We start from the raw sequence: 13,279 nt of genomic DNA, 5'->3' as shown, positions 1-13,279 counted from the left end.
GCCAAAAAGGAAGAGATACCCTTCCTTGACTAGCTAACATATTAGTGATTAACTGCGAACATAATAGCGAATTTTTCGATTCGCATCCAACTATTTGCAAACGCGGCAACGATCGTGATTATCCGGGACCGCCCTTCAGGGCTCAAGCTTTTCCTGCTGCTGCGCGGCTCCGTCCTGCCGCGCATCCTGCCCACGCTGGTGATCAACGTGGCGATCGCCATCCTGGTCACCTGGTCGCACGGCGCCATGGGCGGGCTCAAGATCACGCTCACCACCATTCCCTTCACCCTGATCGGCCTGCCGGTCGCGATCTTCCTCGGCTTTCGCAACAACTCGGCCTATGACCGCTTCTGGGAAGGGCGCAAGCTGTGGGGCGAGCTGGTGCTGCGCAGCCGCAACCTGGCGCGCCAGTGCCTGGGCCTGATCGACGGCCCCCAGCCGGTAAATGTGAGCGATGGCCTGGGCGACCTGCGGGTGCGCATGGTGCTGCGCGCCGTCGCTTTCTCGCATGCCTTGCGCGACATGCTGCGCGAGCGTCCGCTCGACCCCGGGCTGGCGCGCCTGCTGCCGCCCGAGGAATACGAGGCCCTGGCCCACGCGCCCAACCGTCCCGACTACCTGATGCAGCGCATGGGCCAGGACCTGCGCGCCAGCCTGAAGGAGGGCCGCATCGAGGCCTGCCTCGCGGCCAATATCGACGCCACCCTGTCGGCCATGACAGGCGCGGCCGCGTCCTGCGAGCGCATCAAGAACACGCCCATCCCCTTCTCCTATACCCTGCTGCTGCACCGCACCGCCTACCTCTACTGCTTCCTGCTGCCTTTCGGCCTGGTCGATTCGATCGGCTTCATGACGCCCCTGGTGTGCGCCATCGTGGCCTATACCTTCTTCGGCCTGGACGCGCTCGGCGACGAACTGGAAGAACCCTTCGGCGACGAAGCCAACGACCTGCCCCTGGACGCCATCTGCCGCGCCATCGAGCGCGAACTGCGCCAGGCGCTGGGCGACCCCGACCTGCCCCCGCCGCTGGCGGCCCACAACTACTGCCTGACCTGAACCCGGCATCCATCCCGTGGAGGACACCATGCAACACGACCAGCACATCCTGCAAGACCGCATCCGCCTGCCGCTGCTGCGCGAGCGCGTCACCAGCGCCGCCCGGGCCGCCGAGTGGATCCAGGACGGCATGACCGTCGGCATGAGCGGCTTCACCCGCGCCGGCGACGCCAAGGCGGTGCCGCTGGCGCTGGCCGAACGCGCTAGGGCCGCGCCCCTGAAAATCAGCCTGCTCACCGGCGCCTCGCTCGGCAGCGACATCGACAAGACCCTCACCGAGGCCGGCGTGCTGGCGCGCCGCATGCCCTTCCAGGCCGATCCGGCGCTGCGCGCGGCGATCAACCGCGGCGAGGTGATGTTCGTCGACCAGCACCTGTCCGAGACCGTGGAGCAGCTGCGCACGCGCCAGATCGCCCCGGTCGACATTGCCGTCATCGAGGCGGTGGCGATCACCGAGACCGGCGCCATCATCCCCACCACCTCGGTCGGCAACAGCGCGAGCTTCGCGATCCTGGCCGACAAGGTCATCGTCGAGATCAACCTGAGCCAGTCGCCCGAGCTCGAAGGCCTGCACGACATCTTCATTCCCAAGCACCGCCCGCGCCGCGAGCCGATGCCGCTCATGAACGTGTCGGACCGCATCGGCAGCAGCGCCATCGAGATCCCGCCCGAGAAGATCGTCGCCATCGTCCTGACCGAGAAGCAGGACAGCGCCTCCACCATCCTGCCGCCGGACCGGGAGACCGCCGCCATCGCCGGCCACCTGATCGACTTCTTCAGCAGCGAGATCGCGCAGGGCCGACTGAGCGAGCGCCTGATGCCGATCCAGGCCGGCATCGGCACCATCGCCAACGCGGTGCTGGCCGGCCTGGTCGACGGCCCCTTCCGGCACCTCACCATGTATTCCGAGGTGCTGCAGGATTCGACCTTCGACCTGTTCGACGCCGGCCGCCTCGATTTCGCCTCCGGCTCCTCGATCACCCTGTCGGAAGAGAAGGGCAGGCAGGTGTTCGCCGAGATCGCGAAGTACAAGGACCGCCTGGTGCTGCGCCCCCAGGAAGTCAGCAACCACCCGGAAGTGATCCGCCGCCTGGGCATCATCGCCATCAACACCGCCCTCGAATTCGACATCTACGGCAACGTGAACTCGACCCACGTGCTGGGCACCCACATGATGAACGGGATCGGCGGCTCGGGCGACTTCGCGCGCAACGCCTACCTGTCCGTGTTCGCGACCAAGTCGGTGGCCAAGGGCGGCAAGATCTCCAGCATCGTGCCGATGGTGGCCCACGTCGACCACAACGAGCACGACGTCGACATCGTGGTCACCGAAGTCGGCCTGGCCGACCTGCGCGGCCTGGCCCCGCGCGAACGCGCCCGCCGGATCATCGAGCACTGCGTGGCCGAGCCCTACAAGCAGATGCTGAGCGACTACGTGGAAGAGGCGAACCGGGGCGGCGGCCAGACCCCCCACGTGCTGGAGAAGGCGTTTTCCTGGCATACGCGCTACCGGGAGACCGGATCGATGCTGCCGGAACAGGATATTTCGCCATCCGAGCAATAAAAAGGTGAATTGGCGCGCAAAAAATATTGCGCACCCTATCACTTCTACGGGTATCGCAGCTAGCCGGAGTGGTCTACAGTCCTGTCACCACCACCCGACAAGGAAGCCAGATGCGACACCCGATCCGTTCGACCCTCGTGGCCCTGACCCTATTGTCCTGCGCCGCCCAGGCCAGCGCCGGACAGCCGGCCTACATCGGCAAGTACCTCAGCACTCCCGAAGACACGCGCGCCATCGAGCGCGTGGTCGACAACTTCAAGGCGGCCATCAAGGCGCGCGACGTGCGCGCCCTGTCCTCCTTGCTGGTCAATGGGAACATTCCATGGGCCTCGCCGGCATCGCCGGAGCGGATCCGCACCGTGCGGGAGACCATCGATCCTCACTTCGACGGCGAGGCCGCGGGCGGCTTCCAGGGATTCATGCGCATGCTCAGGACCGAAAAGGAGCCGGTCGAGGAGCGTTTCTATAACGTGCGCATCACGCAGGATGGACACATCGCCTGGGTGATGTTCGACTACGAGTTTGTGTTCGACAACAAGGTGAGCAACTACGGACTCGAGACCTGGCAGATGCGCAAGGTGCAGGACGGCAGCTGGAAGATCGCCAGCGTCTGGTGGAGTTCGCACCCGCCGAAATGAAGGAGGGGGAGAAGGCGGCCGAAGGCGCGGGCCTGACCGCCCGGCGCAGCTCCGGCCGCCATGGCCGGGCTGAATTGACCGCGCTTATTTGGCGGCGGTGCGCGCCTTGCCGAAGGGATCGCCCGCCTTCCAGGCCGGCATCGCCGGCGCGTCGGCGACGGCGCGGCCCAGGTTCAGCGTGAACTGCGCCTGTTGCACCATGCCCGACAGGTCCCAGTTCGGATCATACTCGTCCGACACCTGGTGGTAGCGCGCGCGATAGGCCTTCTGCTTGGCGTCGTTGGCTTCCACGTCCTTGACCCAGGTGTGGCCCGCGCCCACCGAGAAGGCCGGCACGCCGGCCTTGGCGAAGCTGAAGTGGTCGCTGCGGAAGTAGCCGCCGGCCAGGTCCGGCTTGGCGGCCGCGATCTGCAGTCCCATCTTCTTGGCGGTGGCGGCGGCGATCGCGCCCAGTTCGGTGCGCTCGCTGCCCTGCACGTTGACGTCCTTGGACAGGCCCACGAAGTTCAGGCTGTCCAGGTTCAGGTTGGCGGCGGTCTTCTCGATCGGCCACAGGGGCTTGGCGGCGTAGGCCGCGCTGCCCAGCAGGCCCTGCTCTTCGGCGGCGACCCACAGGAACATCTGGCTGCGCTTGGCAGGGTTGCGCACGGCTTCCTGGGCCATCGCCAGCAGGGCGGCGGTGCCGGAGGCGTTGTCCACGGCGCCGTTGAAGATGGTGTCGCCCTGGTCGCCCTGCTTGCCCATGTGGTCCCAGTGCGCGCTGTAGATCACCACTTCGTCCTTGAGCTTGGGATCGGTGCCCGGCACCACGCCGGCCACGTTGAATTCGTCCAGCATGCGCACGGCGGCGCGCGCCTCGCCCTTGACGCGGGCGTTCAGCGCCACCGGCTTGAAGTCCTTGCTCTCGGCGGCGGCGCGCAGCTGGTCCAGGTCCTGGCCGGCGGCGGCGAACAGCTTCTTCGCGGTGGCGTCGGTCATCCAGCCCTGCAGGCCGGTGCCCAGCTTGCCCTCGGCGAGCTGGAAGCGCTCGGCGGCGGCCCAGCTGTTCTGCACCACGCTCCAGCCGTAGGAGGCCGAGGCGTCGGTGTGGATCAGCAGGACGCCGGCCGCGCCCTGGCGCGCCGCTTCTTCCAGCTTGTAGGTCCAGCGGCCGTAGTAGGTCAGGCCGGCGCCGTTGAAGCGCTTCGGCTCCTGGGCGGTGGGCGCCGGGTCGTTCACCATCATCACCAGCACCTTGCCCTTGGCGTCCAGGCCCTTGAGGTCGTCCCAGCCCTCGTCCGGCGCGCTGATGCCGTAGCCGACGAAGACCAGTTCCGCGTCCAGCGCGTGCTCGGCCCTGGCGTCGCCCGGGCCCCAGACCCAGTCGGCGCCGAACTGCGCCGGCAGCGGCTGGCCGCCGGCGAACAGCCCGATATTGCTCTTCTCCGGCAGCGAGCGCACGCCGGCGATCTTCACCGGCTGGCGGAAGCTGGCGCCGTTGGCGGGCTTCAGGCCGATAGCCGCGGCCTGGGTCTCGAGGTAGGTGACGGTCAGCTCGCCGCCGCGCTGGCCGGTGCCGCGGCCTTCGACCGCATCGGAGGAGAGGAAGGCCAGGTGGGCGCGCAGCGGCGCTTCCTTGACGGTCGCGGCTGGGGTCTTGCCGGTGGCGGCGTGGGCCGGATAGGCCAGCGCCAGGCTGCCCGCAAGGGCGGACAGGACAAGGGTGGAGACGATCTTGTGCATGGAATCCTGCAGCGTGAGTTAATCGGGAGGCACGGTTCGCGTGCGCGGCACATTGTATGCCAACTGCCGCGCCTCCCGGCCGGACTCAGTAGAAGCGCAGGATGTCGGTGGACACGGTGCGTCCCGTCAGCGGCAGCAGGGGCGGGGCGTCGGCGGGGCGCGGCGGCAGCAGGTGTTCGGGCAGGCCGGGGATGCGCTCCTCGACCGTCACCGCGAAGATGTCTTCCGGCTTGGCCTCGATCTCGAATTCCATGGTGCGGTCCTCCATGCCGTACAGCGACAGCCACCACGGGGCTTCCCCGGTGGTGAGCGGCTTGCCGTCCAGGCGCGAACGCAGCGGCTTGGTGCCCGAGATCCACATCTCGATATGGGGCGCGCGGTTCTTCGAGCGCACCGTGAAGCGCCCATAGCGCAGCTTGCCCACCGAACTGCTCAGGATGTAGGTCTCGGGGAAGTGCAGCGCGTCTTCGCGCGGCGCGATCGCATGCCATTGGCGCGGGCTGTTCCAGCCGAACACGTCGACGTAGACCGAGGGCTTGTCCTTGTCCGGGAACACGCGCCGGGTCCAGGCGTCGAGCGGCTGCGGCGGCATCAGCCAGTAGGCGCGCCAGCTGTTCATGTCCTTGAAATAGGTGAGACGGTTGGGCGCCACCGGCGCCTCCTCCACCTTCGACTGCGCGGGCCGGGGCAGCGCGGCGCTGGCCGCCAGCGCCAGCACCATGCAGGCCGCCACCAGCTGCCCGGCGCGCAGCGCCAGCAGCAGGCCGCTGAAGCACAGCATGGCGATGGCGATGAACAGGGCGGGAACGTAGAGGCCGTGGGGCGCCAGGGTCAGCCAGGCTTCGCGCAGGCCGGGCGGCAGCAGCACCGCCGCCGGCGCCAGGCCGGCCAGCACCACCAGGGCGCGCGCCTGCGGCGCCTGCACCGGCGCCCAGTTCGACTCCAGCAGCGCGAACGCGGCGGCGGCGGCCAGCAAGGGCCAGGCGAACAGGAAGCCGGCGCCCGGCAGCATCGCGGTGAGCAGGACCAGGGCCACCAGCGCCCAGGCCATGGTCCCGGCCACCGCGGCCTGCACGCCGGCCACGCGCCGCAGTCCGTACAGGGCGGCCAGGAAGGCGCAGGCCGCCACCGCCGCGACCGTGAGCGCGCTTCCATAATCGTCGGACAGGCCGGCCGTCGACAGCTCCTGGCGCTGGGTCCAGGCGCCCATGCGCACCGCCAGCAGGATCAGGGCGACGCCGAACAGGCCCTTGACCGCCGGCCCGGCGCCTTCCTCGCGCAGGGCCAGCACGCAGGCGCCGAGCAGGACCAGCAGGGCGATGCGCGCCACTCCCCAGGTCAGGCTGTTGGAATGGTGGACCGGCCCCAGGACGGGCAGGGTGAACCAGGAATGGGCCTCCTCGCGCCCGCCCGGCAATGGCGCCTCGCCGTACGCGCGCGCCAGGCGCAGCATCAGGTCGCCGTGGTGCAGCAGGGTGCCGCGCTCGAGCCGCTCGGGCGTGTCCTTGGCGCGTTCGGCGTCGAAACGCCGCTCGCCGTTGGCGAACAGCAGCACCGGCGCATCGAGGGTCTCGAGGGAACCGATGCGCGGCGTCTCCGGCAGCAGGGTCGAGAGCTCGGCCGCCAGCGAGGAGCCGCCGACCTCGGGCGCGGCGCTGGCCCAGCCGCCCAGGGCCGCGCGGCCTGCGCCGCTCGCGCCCGCCAGGCGCAGCGGTCCGCCGCTGCCGGCGGCGTCGAACTTGAGCGCCATGCCGACCCGCCGCGCCAGCGGGTGCTGTTCGGCGAAGCCCTTGGCCCCGAGCCCGCCCACGTGTTCGCCGTCGGCGAACAGCAGCACGATGTCGTTCGCGCTCGGTCCCTCGCGGTGCAGGGCGCGCGCGGTTTCCAGCAGGGCCGCGGCCGGGGCGGCGGCGCGCGCCGCGCCGAGCGTGGCGACGCCGCTGTCGTAATGGGTAGTCAGCAGCACCGCCGGGCGCAGCAGGCGGTCCTTGCGGTAACCGGGGATGCGCACCACGATGTTGTTGACCACCCCGATGCTGGTGTGCACGCCGCCGAAAAAGTAGACCACCGACTTGCGCACCGTGGCGCGCTGCACCTCGGGCTGCAGGCCCATGGCGCGCAGTTGCTGGACGATGTAGTCGCGCGCCCGGGCATTGGCGGCGGTGGCGATCGGGCGCGGCGCCTGCGTCAGCGCCCTCACGTGCCCCATGGCGCGCGCTTCCCAGGCCGGGGCCTCCGGCAGGGCGGGGGCGGGCGGCGCGCCGGGCAGCAGCGCGATCCAGGCCAGCAGGGCCAGGGCCAGGCAGGCGGCCAGGCTGGACAGGAAACCCGCGCCGGGCGCGGGCCGTGGGAAGGGTAGGGGTGACGCGCTGGCTTCCATGCTTCTCTCTCCTCGTTATTGTTGTCGGATGCTGGGCCGCGGAGCATCTGGGGTCCGTCGGCAGGCGAAAAAAAACCCGCCGGGCTGGAAGCGGGGCGGGGGAAAGGGGAAAACGGGCTATTCGAGTGTCCAGACGTAGGCGATCTGTCCCCATCCGGGTTCGGCCACGCCATTGTTCATGGCCGGTTGGAAGCGGCACAGGCTCAGGGCGTTGATCGCGGCGCGGTCCAGGTCGCGCGAGCCGCTGGAGGACTGGACCCGCGCATCCTGCACGCGGCCATCGGCGCCGACCAGCAGGGCCAGGGTCACGGTGCCGGTCTCGCCGTTGCGGGCGGCGCGCGCCGGGTACTCGGGCTTGGCGCAGCCGTTGGCGTCGGCCAGCACCGCGCTGCGCATCTGGCCGTTGTTGCTGGACGCCTGGGCGGCGGGCGCGACTTCCGCCGGCGCCGACTGCGCCGGCTCGGCCGGCTGCGGCTCGGTGGTGGCGGTGACGGTCGGCTCGGGCGGCGGCTCGGCGACCCGCACCTCGGGTTCGGGCACCACGATCTCGCGTGGCGCGGTCTGGGGCCGCGGTGTCGGCGGATCGGGCGGCGGAGGCGGGGGCGTGATGTCCGGCTTGACCCAGACCAAGGTGTCTTCGAGCAGTGCCGGCATGGTGATCGACTTGGAATTCATCGTGTGGATGACGCCCATCGCCACCAGCACGTGCAGTCCCGCCACCACGGCAAACCGGCCTGCCTTGCCGCCGGCGCCGTCGTTCAGATGAGAGAAGTGCATGGCCAACTCCTTTCTTATTGCGCTCGGCGTGGTGCAGGCTGAGCTTGTGTTACCGGTTGGAAGTACAAACTGCGCTCTGTTGGAATTAATATATGCTAGCTCATAGAACTCTGTAAAGCGTTTAGTTGGAATTATTGTTACTGGATGTGTGAGCCCGCTTTGTTGCGTTGCCGTCAAGGAATGGATGAGGGATCTCGCGTACCATGCGGTTGTATGGAATAATCCTTTTGTCACATTGGTTCTTCCGCGTGCTGGTAAGCCCGGGTGCCAAGCTTTGGTAGGTAGAAGTCAGCGGCTGCGATAGCCCGGAGAGAAAATGGCGGAACAAAACAGCAACCCGATCCGTGTCATGCTTGCCGACGATCATCCGATCGTCATGACCGGTTTTGCCATGTCGCTGGAAGCGGCCGGCATGCAGGTGGTGGGCCAGGCCAAGACCCCGCACGAAGCGACAGCCCTGTATGCCGCCACCAGGCCCGACGTCGCCGTGCTGGACATGCGCTTCGGCACCGAACTGACCGGCATGGACGCGGCGCAAGATATTCTGAAGAGTGACCCGCAGGCAAAAATTGTGTTCCTGAGTCAATTTGACCAGGATAGTCTCATCAAGGAAACCTACCGCATCGGCGCCCACGCCTTCGTGACCAAGGATTGCGACCCGGCCGACCTGGCCACGGCGGTGCGCTATGCGCGCGATGGCAAGCTGTATTTCCTGCCCCAGATCGCGGCGCGCCTGGCCAGCATGGCGGTGCGCGGCGAAGTGACCCCGCAATCCCAGCTCGACGAGCGCGGCCTGGAGATCTTCAAGCTGATGGCCGAGGGCATGACCAACGCCGAGATCGCGGAACGCCTGGACCTGTCGACCAAGACGATCAGCAACATCAGCCAGTCGATCAAGGAAAAGCTGGGCGTGCACCGCCAGGCCAGCATCACCCTGCTGGCCGTCAAGCACGGCCTGATCGAACCCTGAGGATCATGGAAAGGCTTCTGGCGCAGGCAAGGCTGGCGTTCGGCGCGCTGGCCCTGCTGCTCGCCTGCGCGCCGGCGCTCGCGCAATACAAGGAGCGCGAACCGGAGCCGAGCGGCTTCCGCTTCCAGATCGTCACCGGCGACGACACCGAGGTCACGCGCCGCATCGCCGAGGACCTCTACAAGCGCCTGGTCCCCACCTTCGCCGCCTTCCGCACCGAACTGGCCCAGCGCCGCCGCATGCTCTACGTGACCATCGGGCCCACCGCGCTGCGCGACGCCCTGGCGCGCCGCTGCGACTGCGTGGTGATCTCGGCCTATACCTCGAGCCAGGTCTGGCATGCGATCACCTCGCGCCTGCCGCGCAACCGCGCGATGTCGATCACCGCCGTGTATGCCGAGCCGGCGCCGGCCGACCAGCTGCGCCTGGCCGCGCTGCTGTACGGCCGCCAGGCGCGCGTGGGCGCAATCCTCAGCCCCGACACCGCCTTCCTGCGCCCGGTGCTCGACGGCGAGGTCGCGATCCAGCCTTTCGAGCCCGGCGACGACATCAACCACACGCTCAACCGCATGACGCGCTCCGAGGTGCTGCTGGCCATGCCCGACAGCGCGGTCTACAACACCGAAAGCGTGCGCAACATCCTGCTCTCGACCTACCGCCGCAAGCAGGGCGTGATCGGCTTCTCGGCCGACATGGTGAAGGTGGGCGCGCTCGCCTCCACCTATTCCGAGATCGAGGACATCAACACCCAGGTGGCGGAGATCGCGGCCAGCTTCGTGGCCACCGGCGAGCTGGCCCCGCCGCAGTTCCCGCGCTACTTCCGCACCATGATCAACGAGGGCGTGGCCAGCTCGCTCGACCTGCGGGTGACCGACGCGGCGCGCCAGTTCGCGCGCCCGGCGCCGCCGGCGCGCTGACGGGGCCACGATGGCGACGAGACAGCTCAGATTCTGGCGCGGCTGGGGCATCGGCCGGCGCATGGCCTTCATCACCATGCTGCCCGTGGTGTTCCTGTTCACTTCCTTCGTCTGGTACTCCTGGTACGCGCACCGCGCCCAAGTGGCCGAGGAACTGGCCGAGCGCGGCCGCATCCTGTCGCGCGCGCTGGCCGAGACCAGCGAATACAACGTCATCTCGGGCAACCTGTCCGACCTGCGCCTGACCATCAACGGCCTGGTGCAGTCCGACAGCAGCATCTACCGTATCGACGTGATCGACGCCAGCGGGCGCGCCGCGGTGCGCGTGGTGTCGGAATCCGCGCGCGACGCCCAGCCGCATTACTACGAGGCGCCAATCCGCAAGCAGGTGGTGTGGATCAACCTGTTCTCGGACAACGGCACGCCCCACGTCTCGGCCTCCAGCGTGTCACGCCCGCCGACCCTGACCACCGAGGTGGTGGGCTGGGTACGGGTGACCATGTCGCCGGCCAACATGATGGACAAGCAGGCCGGTCGCTTCCGGGTCGAGCTCACCATCGCCGCGCTGGCGCTGGCCGCTTCCGGCGTGCTGGCCTGGGTGCTGGCGCGCTCGCTCACGGTGCCGCTGCGCGAGGCGATCGGCGCGCTGCGCTCCATCCGCGGCGGCAACTACCGCGTCAACCTCCCTGTCACCACCGGCGGCGAGGTGGGCGAGCTGCAATCCTCGATCGGCGACATGTCGCTGGCGCTGGACGAATCCAAGCGCGACCTCGAGAACAAGGTGGCCGAGCGCACCCGCGACCTGCTGGCTTCGCGCAACGAGGCGGTGCGCGCCGACGCCGACAAGCGCAAGCTGATCCAGAAGGTCAATTCCATCATCGAGGACGAGCGCAAGAGCATCGCGGTCGAGATCCACGACGAGCTGAACGCCTCCCTGATCGCGGCCCGCCTCGAGGCCCAGGCCATCGGCGCGCTGGCCAGCAAGGCCGCGCCGGGGCCTGAGGTCGACGAGATCCGCCGCAAGTCCGAGGCCATCACCAAGCTCGCCCTCGACCTGTACGCCAACGGCCGCCGCCTGGTGCGCCGCCTGCGCCCCGAGGTGCTCGACATGCTGGGCCTGCACGGCGCGGTCGAGGAGATGGTGCGCCACTACGATTCCACCTCGGGCTGCCGCTTCGACCTGCACAGCGAGGGCGACTTCGCGCGCCTGCCCAACGAGCTCGCGATCTCGGCCTACCGCATCGTCCAGGAAGCCCTGTCGAACGTGATGAAGCACTCGGGCGCGCGCTCGGCCCACGTCAGCCTGCTGCTGGACGAAGCCAAGGGCCAGCTGCGCATCCGCGTGGTCGACGACGGCCACGGCTTCGACCTCGCCAGCGCCTCGGAAGGCATCGGCATCATCGGCATGCGCGAGCGCGTGTACGCGGTGCAGGGCGTGTTCGAGGTGCGCTCGGCGCCGGGCGAAGGCACCGACGTCGCGATCGCGCTGCCGCTGGAGGCGCCGGTGGCGGTCGCCTGAATTATTCCATCCATCAGAACGCAAACCATGTCCAACGAATTGAAGACGCCCTTTGAGAAGGGCAACCTGAACCAGACCACCACCTGGGCCGAGTGCATCGCCTGGTACGAAGACCTCGCGCGCCGCTTCCCGAACGTCCTGCGTTTCGAGAAGGTCGGCGTGTCGGACGCCGGCGTGCCAATCCACGCGGGCGTGGTCAGCAGCGACGGCGTGTTCGACCGCGAGACCATCAAGCGCAGCGGCCGTCCGGTCTTCTTCAACAACAATGGCATCCACCCGGGCGAGCCGGAAGGCGTGGACGCCTGCATGGCCCTGGTGCGCGACTTCTGCCTGCAGCCGGAGCGCCTGGCGGCCCTGGGCAAGACCGTGTTCCTGTTCGTCCCGCTGTACAACGTGGACGGCAGCCTGAATCGCGCCGACACCTCGCGCGTGAACCAGGACGGGCCGGAGCAGTTCGGCTTTCGCGGCAACAGCCGCCACCTCGACCTGAACCGCGACTTCGTCAAGTGCGACACCCTGACGGCCCAGGTGTTCAACCAGCTGTTCACGGCCTGGGACCCGGACGTGATGGTCGACACCCACACCTCCAACGGCGCCGACTACAGTTACACCATGACCCTGATCCACACCCAGCCGGACAAGCTGGGCGGGGCGCTGGGCGAATTCCTGCGCGGCGAGATGCTGCCGGCGCTGTACGCCGACATGGAGCAGCGCGGCTGGCCGACCTGCCCCTACGTCAATCCGGTCAAGGACAGCCCGGACCACGGCATCGCCGATTTCCTCGAGACGGCGCGCTTCTCGACCGGCTACGCGGCCCTGCATCACACCATCGGTTTCATGCCCGAGACCCACATGCTCAAGCCTTTCAAGGACCGCTACGCGTCGATGCGTGCGCTGGTGGAAAGCGCGCTGGCCTTCACGGTGCGGCACGCCGAGCGCATCCAGGGCCTGCGCCGCGCCGCCCGCGAAGAGGGTCGCAAGCGCGCCGAATGGCCGGTACGCTGGAAGATGGACGAGGCCAATCCGGACAGCTTCCGCTTCAAGGGTTACGAAGCCAAGTACAAGAAGAGCGTGCTGGGCGAGTACACCCGCCTGTGGTACGACCGCAGCAGCCCCTGGGAGCGCGAGATCGCCTGGTACAACCGCTTCCCGGTGGACGTGAGCGTGAGCGCCCCGCGCGCCTACGTGGTGCCGCAGCAGTGGCGCGAGGCGATCGAGCGCCTGCAATGGAACGGCGTGCGCATGGAGCGCGTCGAGGCGGACCGCATGGAGGAAGTTGGCTATTACCACATCGTGTCGGTGGCTTCGCGCCCGAACGCCTACGAGGGCCACATGTTCCACGAGGAGGTGGTCCTGGAGAAGCGCCGCGGCCAGGTGCTGCTGCGCGCCGGCGACTACATCGTGCCGCTGGACCAGGACAAGGCCCGCTATGCGGTGGAGACCCTGGAGCCGCTGGCCCACGACAGCTTCTTCCGCTGGGGCTTCTTCAACAGCGTGCTGGAGAAGAAGGAAGCGTATTCGGACTACGTGTTCGAGGACCACGCGGAAGAACTGCTGCGCGCCGAGCCCGCGCTGGCGGAGAAGTTCGCGGCCTGGAAGGCGGCCAATCCGGCGCTGCTGGCCAACCAGGAGGCGGTGCTGGACTTCATCTTCGCGAATTGCGAACGCTATCGCGAGCCGGAGTGGCGGCGGTATCCGGTGTTCATGATCGAGAAGTGAGCGGGATCATCCGCTTA

General features: G+C 68.4%; 10 protein-coding genes. 7 read left to right on the top strand and 3 right to left on the bottom strand.

Annotated features, from left to right (window positions below):
• The first annotated feature begins 114 nt into the window (after positions 1-114).
• From B0920_RS22165 to B0920_RS22155, 3 genes are all read left to right on the top strand, one after another.
• Positions 115-1,056 (top strand): bestrophin family protein, encoded by a 942-nt coding sequence (locus B0920_RS22165; protein WP_078034851.1) that lies wholly within the window; start codon positions 115-117, stop codon positions 1,054-1,056.
• Between the two features lie 28 nt (positions 1,057-1,084).
• Positions 1,085-2,620 carry an acetyl-CoA hydrolase/transferase family protein gene (locus B0920_RS22160; RefSeq protein ID WP_218669402.1) on the top strand — a complete coding sequence of 512 codons (1,536 nt, stop codon included), beginning with the start codon at positions 1,085-1,087 and terminating at the stop codon, positions 2,618-2,620.
• 110 nt (positions 2,621-2,730) lie between these two features.
• Entirely contained in the window at positions 2,731-3,258 is a 528-nt protein-coding gene (locus B0920_RS22155; protein WP_078034850.1) for a nuclear transport factor 2 family protein, read from the top strand.
• A gap of 84 nt (positions 3,259-3,342) precedes the next feature.
• On the opposite strand, the gene B0920_RS22150 is transcribed toward B0920_RS22155, so the two are convergent.
• From B0920_RS22150 to B0920_RS26405, 3 genes are all read right to left on the bottom strand, one after another.
• Positions 3,343-4,980, bottom strand: coding sequence for a M28 family peptidase (locus tag B0920_RS22150; protein WP_078034849.1), 1,638 nt, complete (start codon positions 4,978-4,980; stop codon positions 3,343-3,345).
• 85 nt (positions 4,981-5,065) lie between these two features.
• The gene (locus B0920_RS22145; RefSeq protein WP_078034848.1) at positions 5,066-7,360 is read right to left on the bottom strand and encodes a M28 family peptidase; all 2,295 of its coding nucleotides are present in this window, start codon (positions 7,358-7,360) and stop codon (positions 5,066-5,068) included.
• A gap of 117 nt (positions 7,361-7,477) precedes the next feature.
• The gene (locus B0920_RS26405) at positions 7,478-8,137 is read right to left on the bottom strand and encodes an energy transducer TonB (protein ID WP_078034847.1); all 660 of its coding nucleotides are present in this window, start codon (positions 8,135-8,137) and stop codon (positions 7,478-7,480) included.
• 316 nt (positions 8,138-8,453) lie between these two features.
• Here B0920_RS26405 and B0920_RS22135 point away from each other — a divergent pair, with 316 nt between their 5' ends.
• From B0920_RS22135 to B0920_RS22120, 4 genes are read left to right on the top strand one after another with little or no spacing between them, the layout of a single operon-like run.
• The gene (locus B0920_RS22135; RefSeq protein ID WP_078034846.1) at positions 8,454-9,107 is read left to right on the top strand and encodes a response regulator transcription factor; all 654 of its coding nucleotides are present in this window, start codon (positions 8,454-8,456) and stop codon (positions 9,105-9,107) included.
• A gap of 5 nt (positions 9,108-9,112) precedes the next feature.
• Positions 9,113-10,024 (top strand): hypothetical protein, encoded by a 912-nt coding sequence (locus B0920_RS22130; protein ID WP_078034845.1) that lies wholly within the window; start codon positions 9,113-9,115, stop codon positions 10,022-10,024.
• 10 nt (positions 10,025-10,034) lie between these two features.
• Positions 10,035-11,543 (top strand): sensor histidine kinase, encoded by a 1,509-nt coding sequence (locus B0920_RS22125; protein WP_078034844.1) that lies wholly within the window; start codon positions 10,035-10,037, stop codon positions 11,541-11,543.
• Between the two features lie 27 nt (positions 11,544-11,570).
• Entirely contained in the window at positions 11,571-13,262 is a 1,692-nt protein-coding gene (locus B0920_RS22120; protein ID WP_078034843.1) for a M14 family zinc carboxypeptidase, read from the top strand.
• Positions 13,263-13,279 lie beyond the last annotated feature (17 nt).

Source organism: Massilia sp. KIM (assembly GCF_002007115.1).
Lineage (GTDB): Bacteria > Pseudomonadota > Gammaproteobacteria > Burkholderiales > Burkholderiaceae_D > Telluria.
This window is presented reverse-complemented; position numbering and strand designations above follow the sequence as displayed.